Source organism: Devosia sp. CN2-171, from assembly GCF_049354815.1.
Taxonomy (GTDB): domain Bacteria; phylum Pseudomonadota; class Alphaproteobacteria; order Rhizobiales; family Devosiaceae; genus Devosia_A.
Genome location: NZ_CP186479.1, coordinates 2,623,724 through 2,643,174 on the forward strand (window position 1 = coordinate 2,623,724; position 19,451 = coordinate 2,643,174).

The window sequence follows — 19,451 nt, forward strand, 5'->3', positions numbered from 1 at the left end:
TCCGGGAGACTTTGGATGGCCGAGCGCAGTTTCGATTTCATCATCTGTGGCGGCGGCTCGGCTGCTTCGGTCGCGGCAATGCGGCTCGTTTCCGAATTCGGCTTTTCGGTGCTGATCGTCGAGCGCGGCCCGCGCACCACCAATGCCGTCATGGGCATGCCGGCGGGCTACATGAAGTACCTGAGCAAGGACACCTTCCTCGAAATGCACCGCACGGTGCCACAGCCGCAACTGGGCGGCCGCGCGCCCATCGTGCCGGTAGCGAAAGCGCTCGGCGGCGGCAGCGCCGTCAACGCCATGGTCTATATGCGCGGGCAGAAGGAAGATTATGACGGCTGGGCGGCGGGCCTCGGCAATGCCGACGACTGGAGCTACGCCGACCTGCTCCCGCACTGGACCTCGCTCGAGCACAATGCCCGTTTCAACAACCGGTATCACGGCATCAGCGGGCGGCTGCGTGTCGCCGAGCCCGGCTACATCTCCGAGACGACCGAGGATTTCCTCCTTGCCGTGCAGGGGCTGGGGCATCGCTACAACCCGGATTTCAACGGCGAGCGGCAGAACGGTGTGGGCATCATGCAGCACACCTATGGCCAGTGGGGCCGCTACCGGCGCCGCTCGGATACCAAGAAGGCCTTCCTCGACCCGCTGAAGCGCGACAAGCGGCTGACCATCGTCACCGATGCCCGCGTCGACAAGATCATCATCGAGAACGGCAAGGCGGTCGGCATCGCCTATACGCGGAACGGCGATCCGCATGAGGCCCGCGCCCAGCGCGAGGTGCTGGTCGGCGCCGGTACTTACAATTCGGCGAAGCTCCTGATGCTCTCGGGCATCGGGCCGGCCGAGCATCTCGACGATTTCCAGATCCCCGTCATCGCCGATCTCCCTGGCGTCGGCGAAAACCTCCAGGATCATCACGAAGTCCCGATCATCGCGACGACCAAAGCCAAGTCCGGCTATTTCGGCCAGGACCGGGGCTGGCCGATGATCCGCAATGGGCTCCAGTACATCCTCTTCAACTCCGGCCCGGTGACCACCACCGGCATCGAATCCTGCCTCTTCTACGACCCCGATGGTGGCGACCGGCCGACGATCCAGCTCTACTGCGCCCCGATCGTCTACCAGGACCGCGATGTGTCGAAGGCCAAGCCCACCTGGGGTGTCACCTTCACTTCGTGCCTCCTCCGCCCCAAGGCGCGCGGCACGGTGCGGCTGCGCTCGGCCGATCCGGCCGCGCAACCGCTGGTCAACTGCAACTTCTTCGGCGATCCCGAGGATCTTCGCCTGACGCTCGCCTCGATGCGCTACGCCCGAAAGATCCTCGAGGCCGAGCCGTTCCGCTCCAAGATCAAGGAGGAGATCCTGCCCGGCGCCGATGTCGAGGACATGGTCGGGCTCACCCGTTTCGCGCAGGAGACGGTGAAGACCAACTACCACCCCTCCGGCTCGCTCAAGATGGGCCGCGACGATGATCCAATGGCCGTCGTCGATGCGCGGTTGCGCGTCCGCGGCGTCGAGAACCTCCGCGTCATCGATTGCTCGATCATCCCTGCCATCCCCTCGGCCAATACCAATGCCATCGCCATGGCGATCGGCTCGAAAGCCGCCAGCCTCATTGCTGCCGATCACGGCCGGTAGCCAATCAGCCGCGGTTCAGTCCGCATCGGGCATCAGCCACCGTCCGGAGAATCCGCCATGTACCAGCCCCCAGCCTTCCGCGAGACCGACACGGGGATGCAGCAGGCTTTCATCGCCGCCCATCCGCTCGGACTGCTGATATCGGGCGGCGCGGCGGGGCTGCTGGCCAACCCGATCCCGTTCATCATCTATCCCAACGAGGGAGCGCACGGCACGCTACGGGCCCACCTGTCGCGCGGCAACGCCCAGTGGAAGGAGCTGGCCGCGGCGCCGGACGTGCTGATCGTGTTCCAGGGCGCCGAGCACTACATCACGCCCAGCTGGTACGCGCAGAAGGCCGTCGACGGCAAAGTCGTGCCGACCTGGAACTACGCCGTGGTGCAGGCGCGCGGCGCGGCCCAGATCGTCGACGATGCCGCGTGGCTCCTCGCCAATGTCAGCGCGCTAACCGACCAGCAGGAGGGCCGGCGTTCCAAACCGTGGTCCGTCGCCGATGCGCCGGACAGCTTTGTCGCGGCCCAGCTCAGGGGCATCGTCGGCATCGAGATCGCCATCACTTCGCTGGAAGGCAAGTTCAAAGCCAGCCAGAACCGTCCGGAAGCCGATCGCCACGGCGTGGTCGAGGGCCTTGCCGCCGAGACGTCGCCCGATGCCGCCGCGATGCGCGAACTGGTCAAGACGCGCGGTGGCGTCTGAGCTTCAGTCCGTCGTCAGATGGTGCTAAACTGTCGTCGTCGGGTCCATCAGGACTGGAGTTTTAGATGGCTGTCATCCGCCACGAATCTCTCGACCACCCGCTCGAATCCCAGCACGAGCTGCACCTGTTGCCGTGGCCATATCTCGTGGCCCTGTTCGCCGTGCTGACGCTGGTGGTGTTCTTCGTCGTCGCCAATTAGGCGACGCGCATAGCGGCCGGTCCATGGAGACCGGCCTGGCCTTTAGGCGCTAGGCGTTGCCGATCAGCGTGCCTGCCGCAAAAACCAGTGCGCCGCCCACCACCACCTGCAATGCCGCCCGCCAGAACGGGGTCTGCATGTAGCGGTTCTGGATGAAGGCGATGGCCCAGAGTTCGACAACCACCACAGCGATGGCGAGGCCGGTGGCCGTCCAGAAATGCGGGATCAGGTAGGGCAGTGCATGCCCCAGCCCGCCCAATGTTGTCATCAAGCCGGTGACGACGCCGCGGGTGATCGGCGAGCCGCGCCCGGTCAGGCGGCCATCGTCGGCCGCGGCTTCAGTGAAGCCCATGGAGATGCCCGCACCCACCGCCGCAGCAAGCCCGACGAGGAAGGTCGACCAGGTGTCGCCGGTGGCGAAGGCGGCGGCGAAGACCGGCGCCAGGGTCGACACCGAGCCGTCCATCAGCCCGGCCAGTCCCGGCTGGACATAGGTGAGCAGAAACTGGCGGTGTTCCTCGGTCTTCTCGCGTGCGCGCTCTTCCGGCCCGAGCACTTCGCCCTGCAGTTCATCGGCCCGGGTCGCGTGCTGACGCTCCTCGATGGCGAGGTCGCCGAGCAGGCGCCGCACGTCGACATCGGTCGTCCGCGCCGCCGCCTCGGTGTAGAAATGCACGGCACTTTCTTCCATCTCATAGGCGAGCTGGCGCACCTGCTCGAGCCCCATGGTCTCCATCAGCCAAACAGGCTTGCGCTCGAGGAAGCCGCGCACATGCTCGCGCCGGATCGGCACGAGGCGCTGGCCGAACTTCTGCACATAAAGGTCCAGCAGCTTGCGCCGATGCGCATCCTCTTCCGCCGCCATGCCGGAAAATACCCGCGCCGTCGCCGGGTATCGGTCCGCCAGTCGCTCCGAGATCTCGACATAGATCGCCCCATCCTCCTCCTCGGCCGCAACGGCCAGCGACAGGATTTCGCGCTCGTCGAGGCTGAGGAAGTCACGGCGATGCGGGTGCAGCAAGCGTGCGAACATGGTCGGTCGTCCGGTTTTTAGTTTAGAACAGTTCTAATCTAGGCACTGCGCCGTTGCAAGGTGCCGAAGCCGAAGCGGACGGCCCCCTCCCATTCTCCCCCATAAAGGGGGAGTGCCGGATCGAGTATTGGCACGATTGACGACACAGGCCCGACTCTTCACCTCCCCCTTTATGGGGGAGGCCGGGGGGGCCGTCTCTATCAGTCAGGCGATGCCAACGAGGAAAGCCCGAGGCTCACACCCCCGGCTGCGGCACCCCGTGTCCGCGCCGTACCTGGTCGACATAGCCGCCGATCGAGTCCGGCACTTCGTCGTGCAGCCAATCGCGGAACAGTTTCACCTTGCGCGGCACGCGGCGGCCCTCGGCGAGGATCAGCCAGTAGCCGACGTCGCTGTCGACGTGGATGTCGAACACCCGCACCAACCGCCCATCGCTCACCGCATCGGCGGCCATCATCTCCACCGCCATAAGCACGCCCTGTTCGGAGATCGCGGCATCGAAAGCCAGCGTCGGATCGTCGTAGCGTGGCCCGCTCAGCGGAATCGGGTCGATCCCGGCCGCCGCGAACCACGGCTCCCACGGCAGCATCGAGGCCGTGTCGCGGATCAGCGGAACATTGGCGAGATCGGCCGGTGATTTCAGCAGCCATGCCACCGGCGGGGCCGCAACGGCGCTGTAGCGCGATCCACCAATCAGTTCCGCCTTGAGGCCCGGCCATTTGCCGCGGCCGAAGCGGATGCCGACATCGATATCGGAATGGGCAAGATCGATCATGGTGCCGGTCACAACCAGCCGTACCTCGATATCGGGATGCAGGCGGTTGAACTTGGCGATGCGCCAGATCAGCCAGCGCGAGGCGAAGACGCTGCCCACCGTCAGGGTCAACACCTGCTCGTCACTGGCCTTGAGCCCGGCGACGCCATCGGCGAGGGCGTCGAAACCGGCGGTCAGCCGCGGCAGCACCTGCCGCAGCGCGGCGGTTGGCTTCAGCCCGCTCGCGGTGCGATCGAACAGCTCGATCCCGAGACGCTCCTCGGCGCGCCTCAGGTGCTGGCTCACCGCGCCTGGGGTGACGCCGAGCTCCTCGGCGGCAGGCGCCAGCGCACCGCGGCGCGCCACGATCTCGATGGCCCGCAAGGCATTGAGAGGAATGGGGAAAGGGCTAGCCATATAGATTTTCTATACCGCCACTGAACTCTTGTCGATTGTTGTTCGCACCATCGCAGCCCATATCCGGGCCGTCCGCTGCCAGAAAGGAGTTCGACAAGTGTACAAAATCTTCCAGTTGCTGCAGCGCTGGCTGCTCGAGCTTCTCGAGACCGAGGCATCGCCCGATCCACTGAACCAGCTCAGCCCGCGTGAGCTTGCCGACCTGCCGGTGCACCATCCCGGCTCGGACGGCTGTGCCCGCACCTAAGCTGACTGGCGGGTTCATGGCCGGTTCAGCGACCGGCCGCTATCCCGCCGCCACGCACCCCAACCGGGGAGAAGGAAATGAAGATGAGAGACCTGTTCAAGAAGTTCCGTGACCGTGCCGCCAGCAAGCCGCAGACCCGCACTTGGCCGGCCGACTGGACACCGCGCGACTGGGCCGACCTGCCCACGCACCACCCGCGCCGCGAAGACGACGCGCTCTGAGGCGCACCCCGTGCGCGTCGCGCTTCCGCTCGCTATCCGGCCGGCGCGACTGGCCGACGCGCTCGACATCGCCGCGCTGCACCATGTGGCAGTGCATCGGCTGGCCGCCGGCTTCTACGATGCCGATGTGCTCGGCCGCTGGAGCCCGCCGGTGACAGTGGCGCGGGCGGAGCGCGTCTATCGCGAGGCGCAGGAAGCCGGCGGCCTGACGCTCGTCGCCGAGAGCGAGGGCGAGATCGCCGGCTTCGGCACCGTGCGCCCGGTCGAAGGCGAGATCAGCGCCTGCTATGTCGCGCCCGAGCAGGCCCGCAAGGGCATTGGCCGCCGGCTGGTCGACGCGATGGAGCGCACGGCCCTCGCCGCGGGCACCCGGGCCCTTCGCGTCCGCGCCGGCCGCAACGCCCGCAGCTTTTACACCGCGCTGGGCTACCGCGTGGGAGGGCGCGGTGAACACCTGTTCGAAGACGGCACCCGCATGGTCGTGGTCCATCTCGAAAAGGATCTCGCGCCGATCGGCTGAACTACTCGCAGAGCCGCGCCGTGCAGGTCTTGCCGTGGCAGCCGAGATCCACATGCAGGTGATCGTGATGCTCGGCATTGGCCTCAGGCCCGAGCACGGTGGTGAACTGCGCGCAGGCCGAATCGTGGGCAAAGCGCAGCAATCGCCCCTCCGGAGAGGTCGCATTGGCCCAGCCGCCTTCCACCGTAACAAAGCGGCCATCCTCGAGCTTGAAGCCGACGACATCGAGCGCGTCGGCGAAGCCGTGAAAACTGAGATTGCCCGAACTGCCGCCATTGACGTTGCGGCACATGTAGGACGTGCCGACCACGAGCTCGGCGATGCGCGTCTGCTCGCGCGACAGCAGGTAGCTATCGACCGACTCCACCCAGGCCGGCAGCGCCGAAGCCACTCCGCAATCGGTCTGCACCCCTCCCGAAACCGGCACCATCCGGCCATTGGCCAATACGCCCGTCACCGATAGCGGTGATTGCGCGTGGCATTGCCCATCGGCAATCGGCGGCAGTGCGGTCGCCTCCACCCGTCCGAGGAGAACGGCGGGGCACGCGGTCTGGTAGATGCGCGGCACGACGGGCTTCGTCGGCTCTGCCGCATGCGTCTCGGGCTTGGGTGGGCCATAGACCTCGCCAGCAGGCACGGCGGCGGCAGGTGACACCGGCTTCTCGGCAGGACGCGGGCGCGGCAGCGGCACGGCCGGCGTCTCTGCCGTCGCTCCTGCCGGCGCCTCGCCGGCGGGCGCAGTCGTCACTGCATCGGGCCGGGACTTCGGCAATGGAGGGTTCGCCTCCTGGGCCAATGCTGGCAGACACAGGAGGGTCGCGATCAGGATCAAGGGTTTCCGCATGCCGCCGGAACGCGCCGGACCCGTGCCGGGTTGCCGATTGCCGCCAATCACCCGCAGCGCTCGAGTACCCGCTTGATCGCCGCCGACGACCCTTTGGCGCCGAAATCGTTGCTGTCGAGCGTTTCTCGTCCGCCGCCGGTCCGTACATAGGCGACGCGGATATTCTGTTTGGCGCGCTGCGCGATCGCCGCCCACTGCCGGGCCACCGGGCCGCGGACGATCACCGAACTGCCGTCGCTGTGGATGAGCGGGATCTCCTGGGCGAAGCTCGTACCGCCGGCCGGCGGATCGGGCGTGATGGCCACATGCATCGCCGCCGCTCCCGCCACCTGCTTGTGCGGCGCGCGCACCCAGAACCCCATCGCCAGATCGCCGCCGCGGCACGCGAACTGGAACTGCGCAGCGCCATTATCGACATAGGCGATCGGCGTGCCGCCGTCCTCGAAGCTCCACTCCTCGGCACTGGCTGTCGATGCCAGCAGCGGCACCAGACCCAGCAAGATCATCCAGCGCATGTACATCTCCCCGCTGCCAGAGCCGTGGCGCTCGATAGCCGAGGCCACGATCCTTTTGGGTGCAGGAGGGTTTACGATTGCTTAACCAGCCGCAACGGCGTGTTCACATGTGGCTGCCGCCCCCGTCAGCGGAGGCTGAACGGCGGATAGACATCCGTCACCAGCAGGAACGCATAGGCCCAGACTCGGCTCCACCATCGCCCCACGCCGACGGTGAAATCGAACAGCCCGCGCGGATAGCTGCCGGTGAAGAGGATCGCGAACCAGGCGATGATCGTCACCACCAGCACCGCGATCGAGAGAAAGGCCAGGACGATGTAGTGCGGGATCGCCAGCAGCCACTTGACCAGCGGCAGCCAGCGGTTGAGCTGCGCCGCATCGGGAAAGTCGGCATCGAGATGCACCGACTGCGCCTCGTCGGTCGAGGGATAGCGGTCCGTCAATAGGAAGATGTAGGCGCTGACCCGCGCACTGAAGCGCGCCAGCTCGACCCCGAAATCGAACCACCAGCGCGGGTACTTCTGCCGGAACACCAGCATCAGCACGGTGGCGAGAAACAGCCCCGCGGCGATGCCGCCACCGCTCGACTGCATGGCCTTGCCCGTCTCGTCGACATAGTGATAGCCGCTGCCGGCATTGGTCAGCAGTCCGAGCACGATGGCGATCGGGATGGCCCAGATCAGCCGGAAGAACGTGGTCAGCCGGTCCATCTGGCCCTGATAGTCGACGTCGAAACGCACGGCGTAGCTGCTGCCGTCTGCCATCTTGTCCCCCAATGCTAGGGCGAGCGCCCTCCGCTCCAGCCCGCGCCCACGCTAGCACGGCCGGCCAGCCAAAGCGCGGGCCCCGCGTTAACCCTGCACAGCCCGCGTGGTTAACTCCCGATAAACCATCTTTGCCCGGCCACACCGCTCTGCTATCAGCCGCATATGAGCGTGCCCCTCGACCACATCCGCAATTTCTCCATCGTCGCCCATATCGACCACGGGAAATCCACCCTTGCCGACCGGCTGATCCAGACCACCGGCGGGCTCGAGGCGCGCGAGATGAAGGAGCAGGTGCTCGACTCGATGGATATCGAGCGCGAGCGCGGCATCACCATCAAGGCGCAGACCGTGCGCCTCAGCTACAAGGCGAAGAACGGCGAGGACTACATCCTCAACCTCATCGACACGCCCGGCCACGTCGACTTCGCCTACGAAGTCAGCCGCTCGATGTCCGCCGTCGAGGGCTCGCTCCTCGTCGTCGATGCCAGCCAGGGCGTCGAGGCGCAGACGCTGGCGAACGTCTATCACGCGCTCGATGCCAACCACGAGATCGTCCCCGTCCTCAACAAAGTGGACCTGCCGGCAGCCGATATCCCGCGCGTAAAACAGCAGATCGAGGATGTGATCGGCCTCGATGCCTCCGATGCCGTCGAGATCTCGGCCAAGACCGGCCTCGGCATCGACCTCGTGCTCGAAGCCATCGTCAACCGCCTGCCCGCCCCCACGGGCGATATCACCAAGCCGCTGAAGGCGTTGCTCGTCGACAGCTGGTACGACACCTATCTGGGCGTCGTCGTCCTCATCCGCGTCGTCGATGGCACGATCAAGAAGGGCCAGAAGATCCGGATGATGGCGTCGGGCGCCACCTACGAGCTCGACCGCGTCGGCGTGTTCACGCCCAAGCTGGTCGTGGTCGACAGCCTTGGCCCCGGCGAGATCGGCATGTTCACCGCCTCGATCAAGCAGGTGGCCGATACCAATGTCGGCGACACCATCACCGATGATCGGAAGCCCACCGACGCCGCGCTCCCCGGCTTCCGCCCGGCCCAGCCGGTGGTGTTCTGCGGCCTGTTCCCCGTCGATGCGTCGGAGTTCGAGGTGCTGCGCGAGGCCATGGGCAAGCTCCGCCTCAACGATGCGAGCTTCTCGTTCGAAATGGAAACCTCCGCCGCGCTCGGCTTCGGCTTCCGCTGCGGCTTCCTCGGCCTTCTCCACCTCGAGATCATCCAGGAGCGCCTGAGCCGCGAGTTCGACCTCGATCTCATCGCCACCGCCCCGAGCGTCGTCTACGAGATCGCCCTAACCAATGGCGATACGATGCAGCTGCACAACCCGGCCGATATGCCGGATGTGGTCAAGATCGAGGAAATCCGCGAGCCGTGGATCAAGGCGACGATTTTGACGCCCGACGAATATCTCGGCTCGATCCTGAAGCTCTGCCAGGACCGGCGCGGCATCCAGCGCAACATGACCTATGTCGGCAACCGCGCCATGATCGAATACGACCTGCCGCTCAACGAGGTGGTGTTCGATTTCTACGACCGGCTGAAGTCGATCTCGGCCGGCTATGCCAGCTTCGACTACACGCTATCCGACCACCGCCCCGGCGACCTGGTAAAACTGTCGATCCTCGTCAACGCCGAGCCCGTCGACGCGCTGAGCATGCTGGTGCACCGCAACGCCGCCGAAGCCCGCGGCCGCCAGATGTGCGAAAAGCTCAAAGAGCTGATCCCGCCCCACCTCTTCGTCATCCCGATCCAGGCGGCGATTGGCGGCAAGATCATCGCCCGCGAAACGGTCCGCGCCCTGCGCAAGGACGTGACGGCCAAATGCTACGGCGGCGACGCGACCCGTAAGCGGAAGCTCTTGGAAAAGCAGAAGAAGGGCAAAGCCCGGATGCGGCAGTTTGGCAGCGTCGAGATCCCGCAGGAGGCGTTTATTCAGGCGCTGAAGATGGGGGATGAGTGAGGGGGCTCAGCATGAACTGTTTGTTAAGCTGACGGATAACGGCAACTCTCTGATCTTTTCTCGCTTCTATTGGGTTTCGGCTCGGGGCTTAGGGTGACCAAGCAATATACGCTGGACGACGCCGCGTTTGTCGAAGCACGGGATCTTGCTTTGCATGACAATGTTTCTGTCCATCGCGGTGTGCATTACCTAGTTCGGCGCGCATCTGTTGTCCTGGCAAGGCGCAGAGCGGACGCTCAAGCCAATCGACTCAATATCTGCCGCGACATACTTTTGGGAGACCTCTCGTCTCTAGAAGGCACGGAGCTTGCGGAACACTATCGGCTGGCCTCGCGCAAGCACCAACACTACCTTCTTGGAGCACTTTACGTACTGTTGATGCCATCGCGGCGCAGGCAGCGACTGGCTGCCTATTTCACGCCCCCCGCAATCTCTGAATACGTCGTGTCTCGACTTATCGAATTTGGCTTTGACCCAGCGGTACATACAGCGCTCGATCCGGCATGTGGCGGAGCAGCTTTTTTGGTGCCTATTGCCGAGAAAATGTTCGCGTCCTCAGAGGACCCAAAGTCGGCGGCCGACGGGATTTTGGGACGGCTGACTGGCATCGAGATCGAACCTGGTCTGGCCGCCCTGTCTGATTTGCTCATCGCAGATGCACTAGGCAAACTAGGGACCAGTTCATCTGCAGTCGTCCAGCGGGGCAGTGCGTTGCGCTCGCCAAGGCGCGGAGAGCAATACGACCTCATCGTTGGAAATCCGCCGTATGGCCGAGTGTTCAGACCGAAGCCGGAACTGCTCAACGCCTGGCAAGAAGTGATCACGGATGGCCACGTCAATACCTACAGCTTGTTCGTCGGCCTGTCGCTCCGGTTGGCACGACCCGGCGGCCTAGTGGCGCTCTTGATCCCAACAAGCTTTACCGGGGGTCCATACTTTTCACGGCTTCGAGCGGCAATTCGAAGAGTTGCCGACGTAATCCGGCTCGATCTTATCGACAAGCGCTCAGACGAGTTCTTAGATGTTACCCAAGATACGTGCGTGTTGTTTCTCCGGCGAAGGGACGATTCTTCTAGCGAGAGCCGCGAGGCACCCCGCAGCGCCCTTATCGGCCCCAGCGGGGCGGCCCGCGAGCTAGGCACCATTCGGTTGCCCACAACGACTGAGGGTGAATGGGTACTGCCCGAGATGCGAGATGCGCCCCGCATTGACGACGTGTTCAGCCGCACACATCACTATACGCTGCAGGACTACGGCTACGAGGCGCGGTCCGGCTATTTCGTATGGAACAGGTCTCGGGACTACTTCGAAAACAGAGATGTCGCTCACGAAGGCGAAGTGCCGCTCATCTGGGCGAACGGCATACGGTCTGGCCAACCTATAGAGCCAGCGAGTAGGCCACTGAGTGGAAAGTTGGCTGGCGCAGTCACTTTTGTACGCATCACGTCCAGTAGCGTCGCTCTTATCCGGCACCCATCAGTCGTCCTGCAAAGAACAACAAACCGCCGCCAGCCGCGGCGCCTCGTCGCCGGCTACGTGAACCAAGACTTGATAGACGTCTATGGCGGCTATGTTACCGAGAACCACACTATCGTTCTGGTGCCGAAAACGCTATTTGCCCCTGAGGTGACGCCAATGCAGCTGGCGGCCCTACTAAGCAGTGAAGTCGTCGACGGTCTCTATAGACGGATTTCAGGCACCGTTAGCGTGAGTACCAAGTTGCTTCGGCGATTGCCGCTACCTAACCCGACAGCATACCTCGCGTCACTGGCTCAAACCAATGACACCGAGGAAGCCGTGAACAGAGCATACGCGGCCAACTAGACCGTGACGACTGCAGACGTGGCATCCTTGCTAGGAAACCCCGTTGGTAGCGCCAACTCTGGTGTAATCAACAGGATCGGTCTTTTGCTGGCAACGAGTGCCGCATCAAGTTCTGCCGTCTTTACGCCTGCCAAAGCGGATACAATCACGCCGTAGGGCGATAGATTCAACGGCAATGCGCCAGACAACTTCTTTTGTGACACCAGGATTGCATCTAGTTCCGGCGGCTTAATTTTCGATGCCGTCAATAATGCCGCAACCGACTCCGCAACTGCCCTTACATTGAAGGGAAGATCCGCACCTTTCCAGTGCTTCTTAAGCACTGCAATAACCTCTGCAACCAGCTCATACTGCGGATTGCCCAAATCGACCAAGGGACTTACCGCCAGCGCCGCGGCCTCCTGCAGAGACAGTTCAACATGCTCTAGCGCTGCCTTCAGATGCGCCACGACGCGATCTTTACCCCATGTGACGCCGTCGGTTTTGTAGTTGAAGTCATGCGTCGCTATGCTCCACGCATGCTGGAGGAACGTTTTGACCTGCACCTCAAAAATCAACTCGTTGATCGGATCGGCAGGCGTTGTTCCGTCGTTGCCTCGGCAACAATAGAGCCGCACATCGTCGAACGGGAACGCGTTCGCAGCCTTGCTTGTCATCTTCGGCTTTGCCGGACGTCGATACTTCACCGTGAACTTCTTTCGCACGGCACCTATCGCAGTTGAGATGTCGGCTGTCGTAGGGACGACTATCGTGCACGCGAGGAAATCCTCCAACGCTGCCGGCTTCGGCACTCGACACGTTTCCAACTTGACGGCGAAGCTCTCCAACTCTTTGAGCCGGGCCTCATAGTGCCACCTAGGCTGCTTGAGGGCCGACATCGTTGAGTCTACATGCTTCTTGAGAGCCTCATTAAGTCCGAATTGGGCATCGAACGCCGCCCTCACCGAGCCTTGGATCTTCATTGGATTTCCAGCGCGCTCCTGAGGGCGTCATGGCGCGCCAATCTCTGGGGCTCTTCTGTGCTGGCACCACGCGAATTCTCGCGATACGCAGCTGCAAGAACGTACTCGTCACCCTCAGGCAGAGGAGCGCCCGCCTCCAAGTTCGACAGTTCCTCAACCTTAGTCATGAAGCCATCAAATCGATCAGCGAGTACGCTCGAGTCTGGGAGTTGATGAGCTGTCGCAACGACACCCCACAGAGTATAAAGAGGACCAAATCCCTTGGCCCATTTCGTCACAGAACCGTTGTGCTCTTGCATGGCAAGCAGCACCTGTTTCGCTGCGTTAAATGTATCGTCGAACGCCTGTTCGGAAAAATCAGGCACTTCCGCAATGTCGTCGTACTCCACGTAAATGTCATCCAGAAAATTCTGATCGAATCCTCTTGGCTTACCCTCAATTACCAACGCCATGAGCTCTGACATGAACTGTACGTCCATCATGCGCTTGGTTCGCGCACGGCTCGTGACGCCAAGATCTTTCCAGATATCGGCCTCCGTTTCTGTCTCTGCCTTATTGACGAACCACCCATCGTGTCGAGCATGCCTAAGCTCTTGATTCGTTAGCTTTCTTGAATTTCTGTTGAGTCTGTCAAAGACCGCATTAACTAACTCGCCGTCCCTGACGTCGATCATCTCGACGGTTATTTGGTAATTCCAAAATAGCTGTTTCAACTCCAGCTCAGCAGCAATATCTTTCCAGCGCTTGCTACTCAGACGATCATCTCCGAAATCTTCCGCAATTCGGATCTTGTTTGCTACGAAATCCAAAATGGTTTGCAGTCTCTGCTTACCGTCGACGACGTGGTACGTCGTCTTTCCATTAGGATCTATTTCTTTGTGCAGAAAAATCGCGGGAGACGGGTAGTTCCTAAACACAGTGTCGAGAAAGAACCGTCGGTCACCGGCGGTCCACACACTACGTCTCTGATAGGGTGGATTTAGATTCAGCTGGTCCGATCGATTTATATCTAGAAACCAAGTGACGTCCTGAACAGTAATGCGCCTATCCATACTTTCCCCCGTAGTTCTGCATTAAATAGCATGGCATCGACGCAAATATCCATCGCCACACGCTCCTTATCCCCGCCCCATCACACCCGCCGTATCCTCCGCGCCCAAACGCCAGCGCGAAAGGACACGCACATGACCACCACACTCACCGAAGCCCTCATCGCCACCCACGAACGCCTCTACCCACGCCTCGCGGCCCTCTTGAAGCAGGTCGAGCGGGTGGCGGGGCAGCGGGCCAGTACGCCTGTGCCGGAGGAGAGTGCGCGGCTGGCGCGGCAACTGGTTGGGGAGGCGGCGACGCTGCTCGGGCGGGAGGGGCGGGGGATTGCCGTGCCGCCGGCGAACAAGACGCCGCCGCTCGATCATGCCGGGCTCGCCGTGGCGCTCGGCCAGGCGGTGGCCGGGCTCGAGGCGTTCGAGGCGGCGCATTCGGGCTGGTCAGCTAAAAGCAAGTGCACCGTGTGGACCCTCGATGGCCCGCCGCGCCCGGTGCTGCGCCTGTTGGGGCCGGGGACCGAGGCCAACCCGGTCGAGACACGCAACCCCGAGGCCGAGCGCCTTCGGGAGGAAGTCTATCGTCTCATCCTGGGTCGCTATTCGGCCGGGTATGATGCTGGATACCGCGACGGCCGAGCCGGTAAGGCGCCGCGGTCGGAGTATTGCGAGCGGATCTGGAACAAGGTGTCAGACCTTCGTGGCGGGGCCGAGAACGCACGCCTCAGCGGATTGACGGGGGATCGCGTGCGCTACGACCCGCCGCACCATCTCATGCCCGACGGCGCCGCCTACAGCGCCGAGGGCCGCACAAAAAACTAATCCCCCTCGTCTCTACCCGCCCGATAATGCCTGCGCCTACCCGCACGGGACGGAGTCGAGACGAACGGCTGCGGGGAGGTGGACGGGTCGGTTGGCAGTCGTGCCGGCCGAGGCCCAAAGCACGACGGCAGGATCCGGTTCGCCGGGGACGCCGCTGACAACGCGGGGGATCGCTCGATGCGGAGCGGTTCCAAGGGACCAGGCTGCCACGCATGAGGCAGCCGCGGGCGGGACGCACCGGTGCATACCGGGCGTTCGCAGCCGGCAGGGTCTTCGCGATGCGGCACGGGATGCGCCCGGGCCCTCGTGCCATAAGCCCAAAACCCCGGCCGCGCCGGTGGGGCGATGCTCCACACTTCTTGCGGACTACCGCCAGGGGGCAGAGCCCCACCGGCGCGCTGTCCCTTTATGCCGCGTAACCCCGATGCCCTCGTGGCGGAGGGCGCCTTGGCACGTCCGCCATTCCATCAGCGCAAAAGAAGAGCCGCTCGACCGGGGGCGGCTCGAGCGGCTCGAAGTCGGCGGTGAGGGCGCATCCGCCGACCGGGGGACGCGTATCAAATGCTTGAGGGGCGTTCGGGTTCCACTATTGTCGTCGCGAATCGCGGGGACAGTGCAATTGAGTTCGACCGAGGCGGTGGGAGGAAGCCCGCGCTACCAGCTGCTCGATATCCTGCGCGGGGTGGCGATCCTCGCGATGATCGTCTTCCATGTGGCGTGGGACCTCTATTATTTCGGCTACTCGCCGGTCGACGTCACCACCGAGATCGGTTGGGTGGTGTTCCAGAAGTCGATCCTCACGAGCTTCCTGCTACTCGTCGGCGCCGGCCTCGTCCTCGCCCACGGCCGGGGCATCCGGTGGCAGAAATTCTGGCGCCGCTTCGCCCTCATCGTCGCGGCGGCGCTAGCGACGACGGCCGGGACCTACTGGATGTTCCCGGACTACTTCGTCTTCTTCGGCGTCCTCCACGCCATCGCCCTCTTCTCCCTCATCGGCCTCGCCTTCCTCCGCCTGCCCCCCTGGCTCACGGCAACGATCGGCATCGTCGTGATCGGCGCCAACTTCGCCTACAACAACACCATCTTTTCGAGCCGCGAGCTCGGCTGGATCGGCTTCTGGCCCACCTCGCCCCCCACCAGCGACGTCGTCCCGATTTTCCCCTGGCTCGGCACGGTCCTCCTCGGCATCGCCGGCATGCGGCTTATCCTCGCGTCGCCATTGACGGATAAACTGGCGACCATCCGCAGCAATGAGCCGGTGGCCCGCGGACTTGCCTTCATCGGCCGCTGGAGCCTCCCGATCTACGTGCTGCACCAGCCGCTGATCATCGCGCTGCTCTGGGGCTTCAGCCTGATCCAGCCGGCCACGCTCACGCCCCCGGTGCAATCCGTCTCGCAGGGCTTCGTCACAAGCTGCCAGCAAAGCTGCCTCGGCACAGGCTCCACCGCCGCCCGCTGCGAGCGCTATTGCGGCTGCGCGCTCGAGCAGGTCGACACGTCCAACATGTGGGACGCCGTCTCCGCCACCGATCCCACGGCAGAGCAGCTGGCCAGCCTCAACAGCGTCGCCAAGCTCTGCACCGCCATGGTCGGCACCGTCCCCTGATCTCAAGCCTGCTCCTTGTGCCCGCCAAAGCCCAGCCGCATGGCCGAGAGCATTTTCTCCGCGAAATTGTGATCCTGCCGCGAGCGGAAGCGAGTAAACAGCGCCGCCGTCAGCACCTCGGCCGGCACCGCCTCCTCGACCGCCGCCTCGACGGTCCATCGTCCTTCACCGGAATCGGCGACATGGCCCGAGAAGCCCTCGAGGTCCGGATCCTTGGCCAGCGCAGTGGCGCTGAGATCGAGCAGCCAGGAGGTCACCACCGAGCCGCGACGCCAGACTTCGGCGATATCGGCGATGTTCAAATCGAGCCGCAGGTCGGGCGGCAAGAGCTCGGTGTTCTTGCTGGCGAGGATATCGAAGCCCTCGGCATAGGCCTGCATCATGCCGTACTCGATGCCGTTGTGGATCATCTTGACGAAATGACCCGCCCCCGCAGGACCAGCATGGATGTACCCTTGCTCGACGCGTGGGTCGAACCCCTCACGGCCGGGGGTAAGCGGGATGTCGCCGCGACCGGGTGCAAGGGCGGCAAAGATCGGATCGAGATGGTCGACCGCGGCCTTCTCGCCACCGATCATCAGGCAATAGCCGCGCTCGAGGCCCCAGACGCCGCCCGAGGTGCCGACGTCGATGTAGCGGATGCCATTACGGGCGAACTCGACGGCGCGGCGCATATCGTCCTTGTAGTAAGTGTTGCCGCCATCGATCAGGATATCCCCCTCGCTCAGGCAGTTGCTAAGATGCACCAGCGTGCCTTCGGTGATCTTGCCGGCTGGGAGCATGACCCAGATGGCGCGCGGGGAATCGGTCAGGGAGGCGACGAGGCTTTCGAGTGTTTCCGCGGTGCGCGCACCTTCTCTTCCAAGAGCGGCGCGCGCATCGGCGTCGATGTCGTAGACGGCGACGTCATGACCCGCCCGCATCAGCCGTTTGGCGATATTGCCGCCCATCCGACCTAACCCGACAATACCGATCTGCATGATGCTCTCCGTGCTCGCGACTGACGCGGAGGGTGTTATACGCGACACACTGTGACGGGATACAATACCCCGCCTTGGAGGAGAGACTATGCGCGTAGTGATTACCGGTGCTGCCGGCAACTTGGGCACCAAGCTGAGGCGCTACCTGGAAACGGTGGACTGGGTCGACGAGATCGTCGGCATCGACGTGAAGCCGTTCGAGGCCTCAGCCAAATCGAAGTCGGTCGTGGCCGACCTCGCCGATCCCAAGGATGAGCGCTGGCTGGCACCGGTCCGCAATGCCGATGGCATCGTGCACTACGCGTCGGCAAATCCCGCGCCGACCTCGAGCTGGGCGGAATCGGCCAAGTCTTTCGACATGACGGCAAACCTGCTCGAGAATGCCGGCGGCGGCGCCACTCCGTGCCGGTTTGTTTTCGCCTCCTCCAATCACGCCATGGGCGGCTACAAGGACGATCCGCTGCCGGGTGGTGAAAAGATCCGGATGGCAACACCACAGATCAGCGGCACGCGCTACTGGGACGGCCAGATGTATCGCTGGGGTGCGGCCTATGGCGCCACCAAGATGCTCGGCGAGCGCGTCTGCATGGCGCGCGCCCATGCCACCAACGGCCGTATCACCGCCGTCGCAACCCGCATCGGCTGGTGCCAGGGCGGCGCAAACCTCGCCACCACGCTGACCGATGGCGGCGGCGGCGCGGGCGAGCCGGACAAGACGGTCGCGGCGCGAAACGCCAAGTGGTATCGCGATATGTGGCTGTCGAATGGCGACCACGAGCGGCTGATGGCGGCCGCGCTGACCGCCGACGCAGGCAAATGGCCGGCGCCGGCCATCGTCGTCAGTGGCATGTCGAACAATTCCGGAATGGCCTGGGATCTCGAAGATGGTCGGGCCTGGATCGGCTACGATCCGCAGGACGATGTCTGGGCTGACCTCAAGAAAGCCGGCATCGCCTGAACCGATTCAAGGTTGCGAAAAGTGCCGCGGGGAAGTATGCGGCACAAATGGGTGGCGCGCTCGGCGCGCCGCCACGACATTTAGGGGGACGAAATGAGTTTTGCCGATATTTACGCCCGCGTGGTTGCCTGGATCGGGGCTGGTGCGATCCTCGCGCGCAGCTTCAACGAGCCGAAGCGCAGCCCAATCTACGGCAGCACCCCTGATATTCCCGAGGCGCGGCCGCAGGCCATTCCGACTCTGAAAATGCCGACGGCACGCGGCTGGTCCGGCGACCACAAGCCGACCGCTGCCGCAGGGCTCAGGGTCAACGCCTTCGCCAAGGGCCTGAAGCACCCGCGCTGGCTGCATGTGCTGCCGAACGGCGACGTGCTCGCTGCCGAGGCGCTGAACACGCCGGGCGGCATCAAGAATGCCTTCGACTACGCAATCTTCACCACCATGCGGCGCGCCGCGGCGGTCGGGCAGAGCCCGAACCGGATCACGCTCCTGCGCGACGCAGATGGCGACGGCGTTGCCGAGGTGCGGCACACCCTGCTCGAGAACCTGAACCAGCCCTTCGGCATGCAGCTGATCGGCGATACGCTCTATGTCGGCAATACCGACGGCGTCTATGCCTACCCGTTCAAGGTCGGCCAGACCCAGATCAGCGCGCCCGGCAAGAAGCTGATGGACACCAAGCCGGGCGGCCACTGGACGCGCAGCCTCGTCGCCAGCGCCGACAAGACCAAGCTCTATGTCGGCGTGGGTTCGCAGAGCAACATCGGCGAGAACGGTTTAGACGTCGAAGAAGGCCGCGCCTGCATCTACGAGCTCGATCTGACGACCGGCCAGCACCGCATCTTCGCCGGCGGATTGCGCAACCCTGTCGGCCTCGCCTTCGAGCCGACGACCGGCGTGCTTTACACCGTGGTCAATGAGCGCGACGGCATTGGCGACGAGACCCCGCCGGACTATCTGACCTCGGTCAAGGACGGCGGCTTCTACGGCTGGCCCTATTCGTACTGGGGCAAGATCGTCGACCAGCGCGTGCCGCAGGATGCGGCGAAGGTTGCCTCCGCTACGGCGCCGGACTTCGCGCTTGGCGGTCACACCGCCTCGCTCGGCCTCTGCTGGCTGCCGGAGGGCACGCTGCCGGGCTTCCCGGACGGCATGGCGATCGGCCAGCACGGCTCATGGAACCGCTCGACCCTGTCGGGCTACAAGCTGGCCTTCGTGCCCTTCGTCAACGGCAAGCCCACCGGCACGCCACGCGAAATCCTCACCGGGTTCCTGTCGCCCGACGAGAGCGAGTCCTATGGCCGGCCGGTCGGCGTCGTCATCGGACCGGACGGCTCGGTGCTGATGGCCGATGACGTCGGCGACGTGATCTGGCGGGTGACGGGCGCCTGAGGCACACGAGTATCTCGCGTCACGGATCGAACCGGAAA

Annotated in this window: 20 protein-coding genes; 12 read left to right on the forward strand and 8 right to left on the reverse strand. The window is 64.0% G+C overall.

The window, feature by feature from the left end:
* Positions 1-15 precede the first annotated feature (15 nt).
* The 3 genes from ACOYW5_RS12975 (at position 16) to ACOYW5_RS12985 (ending at position 2,537) form a co-directional block, all read left to right on the forward strand.
* Positions 16-1,641 carry a GMC family oxidoreductase gene (locus tag ACOYW5_RS12975; protein ID WP_423065306.1) on the forward strand — a complete coding sequence of 542 codons (1,626 nt, stop codon included), beginning with the start codon at positions 16-18 and terminating at the stop codon, positions 1,639-1,641.
* 57 nt (positions 1,642-1,698) lie between these two features.
* Positions 1,699-2,337: an FMN-binding negative transcriptional regulator gene (locus ACOYW5_RS12980; protein ID WP_423065307.1), complete on the forward strand. Its 639-nt coding sequence runs from the start codon at positions 1,699-1,701 to the stop codon at positions 2,335-2,337.
* Between the two features lie 65 nt (positions 2,338-2,402).
* Complete coding sequence (locus ACOYW5_RS12985; RefSeq protein WP_423065308.1) at positions 2,403-2,537, forward strand: hypothetical protein; 135 nt, start codon at positions 2,403-2,405, stop codon at positions 2,535-2,537.
* Positions 2,538-2,586: 49 nt separating this feature from the next.
* Here ACOYW5_RS12985 and mbfA read toward each other — a convergent pair whose 3' ends face one another.
* Entirely contained in the window at positions 2,587-3,570 is a 984-nt protein-coding gene (gene mbfA / locus ACOYW5_RS12990) for an iron exporter MbfA (RefSeq protein ID WP_423065309.1), read from the reverse strand.
* A 235-nt stretch (positions 3,571-3,805) separates the two neighbouring features.
* Positions 3,806-4,741, reverse strand: a complete 936-nt coding sequence (locus ACOYW5_RS12995) for a LysR substrate-binding domain-containing protein (RefSeq protein ID WP_423065310.1) — start codon at positions 4,739-4,741, stop codon at positions 3,806-3,808.
* Positions 4,742-4,838: 97 nt separating this feature from the next.
* Here ACOYW5_RS12995 and ACOYW5_RS13000 point away from each other — a divergent pair, with 97 nt between their 5' ends.
* The 3 genes from ACOYW5_RS13000 to ACOYW5_RS13010 all read left to right on the forward strand — a co-directional run bounded on the left by ACOYW5_RS13000 (position 4,839) and on the right by ACOYW5_RS13010 (position 5,729).
* Positions 4,839-4,988: a hypothetical protein gene (locus ACOYW5_RS13000; RefSeq protein WP_423065311.1), complete on the forward strand. Its 150-nt coding sequence runs from the start codon at positions 4,839-4,841 to the stop codon at positions 4,986-4,988.
* Between the two features lie 77 nt (positions 4,989-5,065).
* Positions 5,066-5,209: a hypothetical protein gene (locus tag ACOYW5_RS13005; protein ID WP_423065312.1), complete on the forward strand. Its 144-nt coding sequence runs from the start codon at positions 5,066-5,068 to the stop codon at positions 5,207-5,209.
* A gap of 10 nt (positions 5,210-5,219) precedes the next feature.
* Positions 5,220-5,729 (forward strand): GNAT family N-acetyltransferase, encoded by a 510-nt coding sequence (locus ACOYW5_RS13010; RefSeq protein WP_423065313.1) that lies wholly within the window; start codon positions 5,220-5,222, stop codon positions 5,727-5,729.
* 1 nt (position 5,730) lies between these two features.
* On the opposite strand, the gene ACOYW5_RS13015 is transcribed toward ACOYW5_RS13010, so the two are convergent.
* From ACOYW5_RS13015 to ACOYW5_RS13025, 3 genes are all read right to left on the reverse strand, one after another.
* Complete coding sequence (locus ACOYW5_RS13015) at positions 5,731-6,477, reverse strand: extensin family protein (protein WP_423065314.1); 747 nt, start codon at positions 6,475-6,477, stop codon at positions 5,731-5,733.
* A 143-nt stretch (positions 6,478-6,620) separates the two neighbouring features.
* Entirely contained in the window at positions 6,621-7,088 is a 468-nt protein-coding gene (locus ACOYW5_RS13020; RefSeq protein WP_423065315.1) for a hypothetical protein, read from the reverse strand.
* 125 nt (positions 7,089-7,213) lie between these two features.
* Entirely contained in the window at positions 7,214-7,852 is a 639-nt protein-coding gene (locus ACOYW5_RS13025) for a DUF4389 domain-containing protein (RefSeq protein WP_423065316.1), read from the reverse strand.
* Positions 7,853-8,017: 165 nt separating this feature from the next.
* On the opposite strand from ACOYW5_RS13025, the gene lepA reads away from it, so the two are divergent.
* Positions 8,018-9,823, forward strand: coding sequence for a translation elongation factor 4 (gene lepA / locus ACOYW5_RS13030; RefSeq protein ID WP_423065317.1), 1,806 nt, complete (start codon positions 8,018-8,020; stop codon positions 9,821-9,823).
* Positions 9,824-9,916: 93 nt separating this feature from the next.
* Positions 9,917-11,647 carry an HsdM family class I SAM-dependent methyltransferase gene (locus ACOYW5_RS13035; protein ID WP_423065318.1) on the forward strand — a complete coding sequence of 577 codons (1,731 nt, stop codon included), beginning with the start codon at positions 9,917-9,919 and terminating at the stop codon, positions 11,645-11,647.
* Here the strand turns inward: ACOYW5_RS13035 and ACOYW5_RS13040 are convergent.
* Together ACOYW5_RS13040 and ACOYW5_RS13045 are read right to left on the reverse strand one after the other, a co-directional pair.
* Positions 11,644-12,609 (reverse strand): hypothetical protein, encoded by a 966-nt coding sequence (locus ACOYW5_RS13040; protein WP_423065319.1) that lies wholly within the window; start codon positions 12,607-12,609, stop codon positions 11,644-11,646. The two genes, ACOYW5_RS13035 and ACOYW5_RS13040, sit on opposite strands and share 4 nt — an antisense overlap.
* Positions 12,606-13,661 (reverse strand): DUF262 domain-containing protein, encoded by a 1,056-nt coding sequence (locus ACOYW5_RS13045; protein WP_423065320.1) that lies wholly within the window; start codon positions 13,659-13,661, stop codon positions 12,606-12,608. The genes ACOYW5_RS13040 and ACOYW5_RS13045 overlap by 4 nt, the downstream gene beginning before the upstream one ends.
* A gap of 132 nt (positions 13,662-13,793) precedes the next feature.
* On the opposite strand from ACOYW5_RS13045, the gene ACOYW5_RS13050 reads away from it, so the two are divergent.
* Both ACOYW5_RS13050 and ACOYW5_RS13055 read left to right on the forward strand, forming a co-directional pair.
* Positions 13,794-14,477, forward strand: a complete 684-nt coding sequence (locus tag ACOYW5_RS13050; protein WP_423065321.1) for a hypothetical protein — start codon at positions 13,794-13,796, stop codon at positions 14,475-14,477.
* Between the two features lie 619 nt (positions 14,478-15,096).
* Positions 15,097-16,083: a DUF1624 domain-containing protein gene (locus ACOYW5_RS13055; RefSeq protein WP_423065322.1), complete on the forward strand. Its 987-nt coding sequence runs from the start codon at positions 15,097-15,099 to the stop codon at positions 16,081-16,083.
* Positions 16,084-16,085: 2 nt separating this feature from the next.
* On the opposite strand, the gene gnd is transcribed toward ACOYW5_RS13055, so the two are convergent.
* The gene (gnd, locus tag ACOYW5_RS13060; protein WP_423065323.1) at positions 16,086-17,063 is read right to left on the reverse strand and encodes a phosphogluconate dehydrogenase (NAD(+)-dependent, decarboxylating); all 978 of its coding nucleotides are present in this window, start codon (positions 17,061-17,063) and stop codon (positions 16,086-16,088) included.
* Between the two features lie 88 nt (positions 17,064-17,151).
* Between gnd and ACOYW5_RS13065 the strand changes: the two genes are divergently transcribed.
* Positions 17,152-18,021 (forward strand): NAD-dependent epimerase/dehydratase family protein, encoded by an 870-nt coding sequence (locus ACOYW5_RS13065; RefSeq protein WP_423065324.1) that lies wholly within the window; start codon positions 17,152-17,154, stop codon positions 18,019-18,021.
* Between the two features lie 93 nt (positions 18,022-18,114).
* Entirely contained in the window at positions 18,115-19,413 is a 1,299-nt protein-coding gene (locus ACOYW5_RS13070; protein ID WP_423065325.1) for a PQQ-dependent sugar dehydrogenase, read from the forward strand.
* The last annotated feature ends 38 nt before the right edge of the window (positions 19,414-19,451 follow it).

Coding starts and splice junctions, on each gene's coding strand:
- ACOYW5_RS12985 (WP_423065308.1), top strand. CDS start 2,403: ATGGCTGTCATCCGCCACGAATCTCTCGACCACCCGCTCGAATCCCAG.
- ACOYW5_RS12995 (WP_423065310.1), bottom strand. CDS start 4,741: ATGGCTAGCCCTTTCCCCATTCCTCTCAATGCCTTGCGGGCCATCGAG.
- gnd (WP_423065323.1), bottom strand. CDS start 17,063: ATGCAGATCGGTATTGTCGGGTTAGGTCGGATGGGCGGCAATATCGCC.
- ACOYW5_RS13045 (WP_423065320.1), bottom strand. CDS start 13,661: ATGGATAGGCGCATTACTGTTCAGGACGTCACTTGGTTTCTAGATATA.
- ACOYW5_RS12975 (WP_423065306.1), top strand. CDS start 16: ATGGCCGAGCGCAGTTTCGATTTCATCATCTGTGGCGGCGGCTCGGCT.
- mbfA (WP_423065309.1), bottom strand. CDS start 3,570: ATGTTCGCACGCTTGCTGCACCCGCATCGCCGTGACTTCCTCAGCCTC.
- ACOYW5_RS12980 (WP_423065307.1), top strand. CDS start 1,699: ATGTACCAGCCCCCAGCCTTCCGCGAGACCGACACGGGGATGCAGCAG.
- ACOYW5_RS13050 (WP_423065321.1), top strand. CDS start 13,794: ATGACCACCACACTCACCGAAGCCCTCATCGCCACCCACGAACGCCTC.
- ACOYW5_RS13025 (WP_423065316.1), bottom strand. CDS start 7,852: ATGGCAGACGGCAGCAGCTACGCCGTGCGTTTCGACGTCGACTATCAG.
- lepA (WP_423065317.1), top strand. CDS start 8,018: ATGAGCGTGCCCCTCGACCACATCCGCAATTTCTCCATCGTCGCCCAT.
- ACOYW5_RS13020 (WP_423065315.1), bottom strand. CDS start 7,088: ATGCGCTGGATGATCTTGCTGGGTCTGGTGCCGCTGCTGGCATCGACA.
- ACOYW5_RS13070 (WP_423065325.1), top strand. CDS start 18,115: ATGAGTTTTGCCGATATTTACGCCCGCGTGGTTGCCTGGATCGGGGCT.
- ACOYW5_RS13040 (WP_423065319.1), bottom strand. CDS start 12,609: ATGAAGATCCAAGGCTCGGTGAGGGCGGCGTTCGATGCCCAATTCGGA.
- ACOYW5_RS13065 (WP_423065324.1), top strand. CDS start 17,152: ATGCGCGTAGTGATTACCGGTGCTGCCGGCAACTTGGGCACCAAGCTG.
- ACOYW5_RS13005 (WP_423065312.1), top strand. CDS start 5,066: ATGAAGATGAGAGACCTGTTCAAGAAGTTCCGTGACCGTGCCGCCAGC.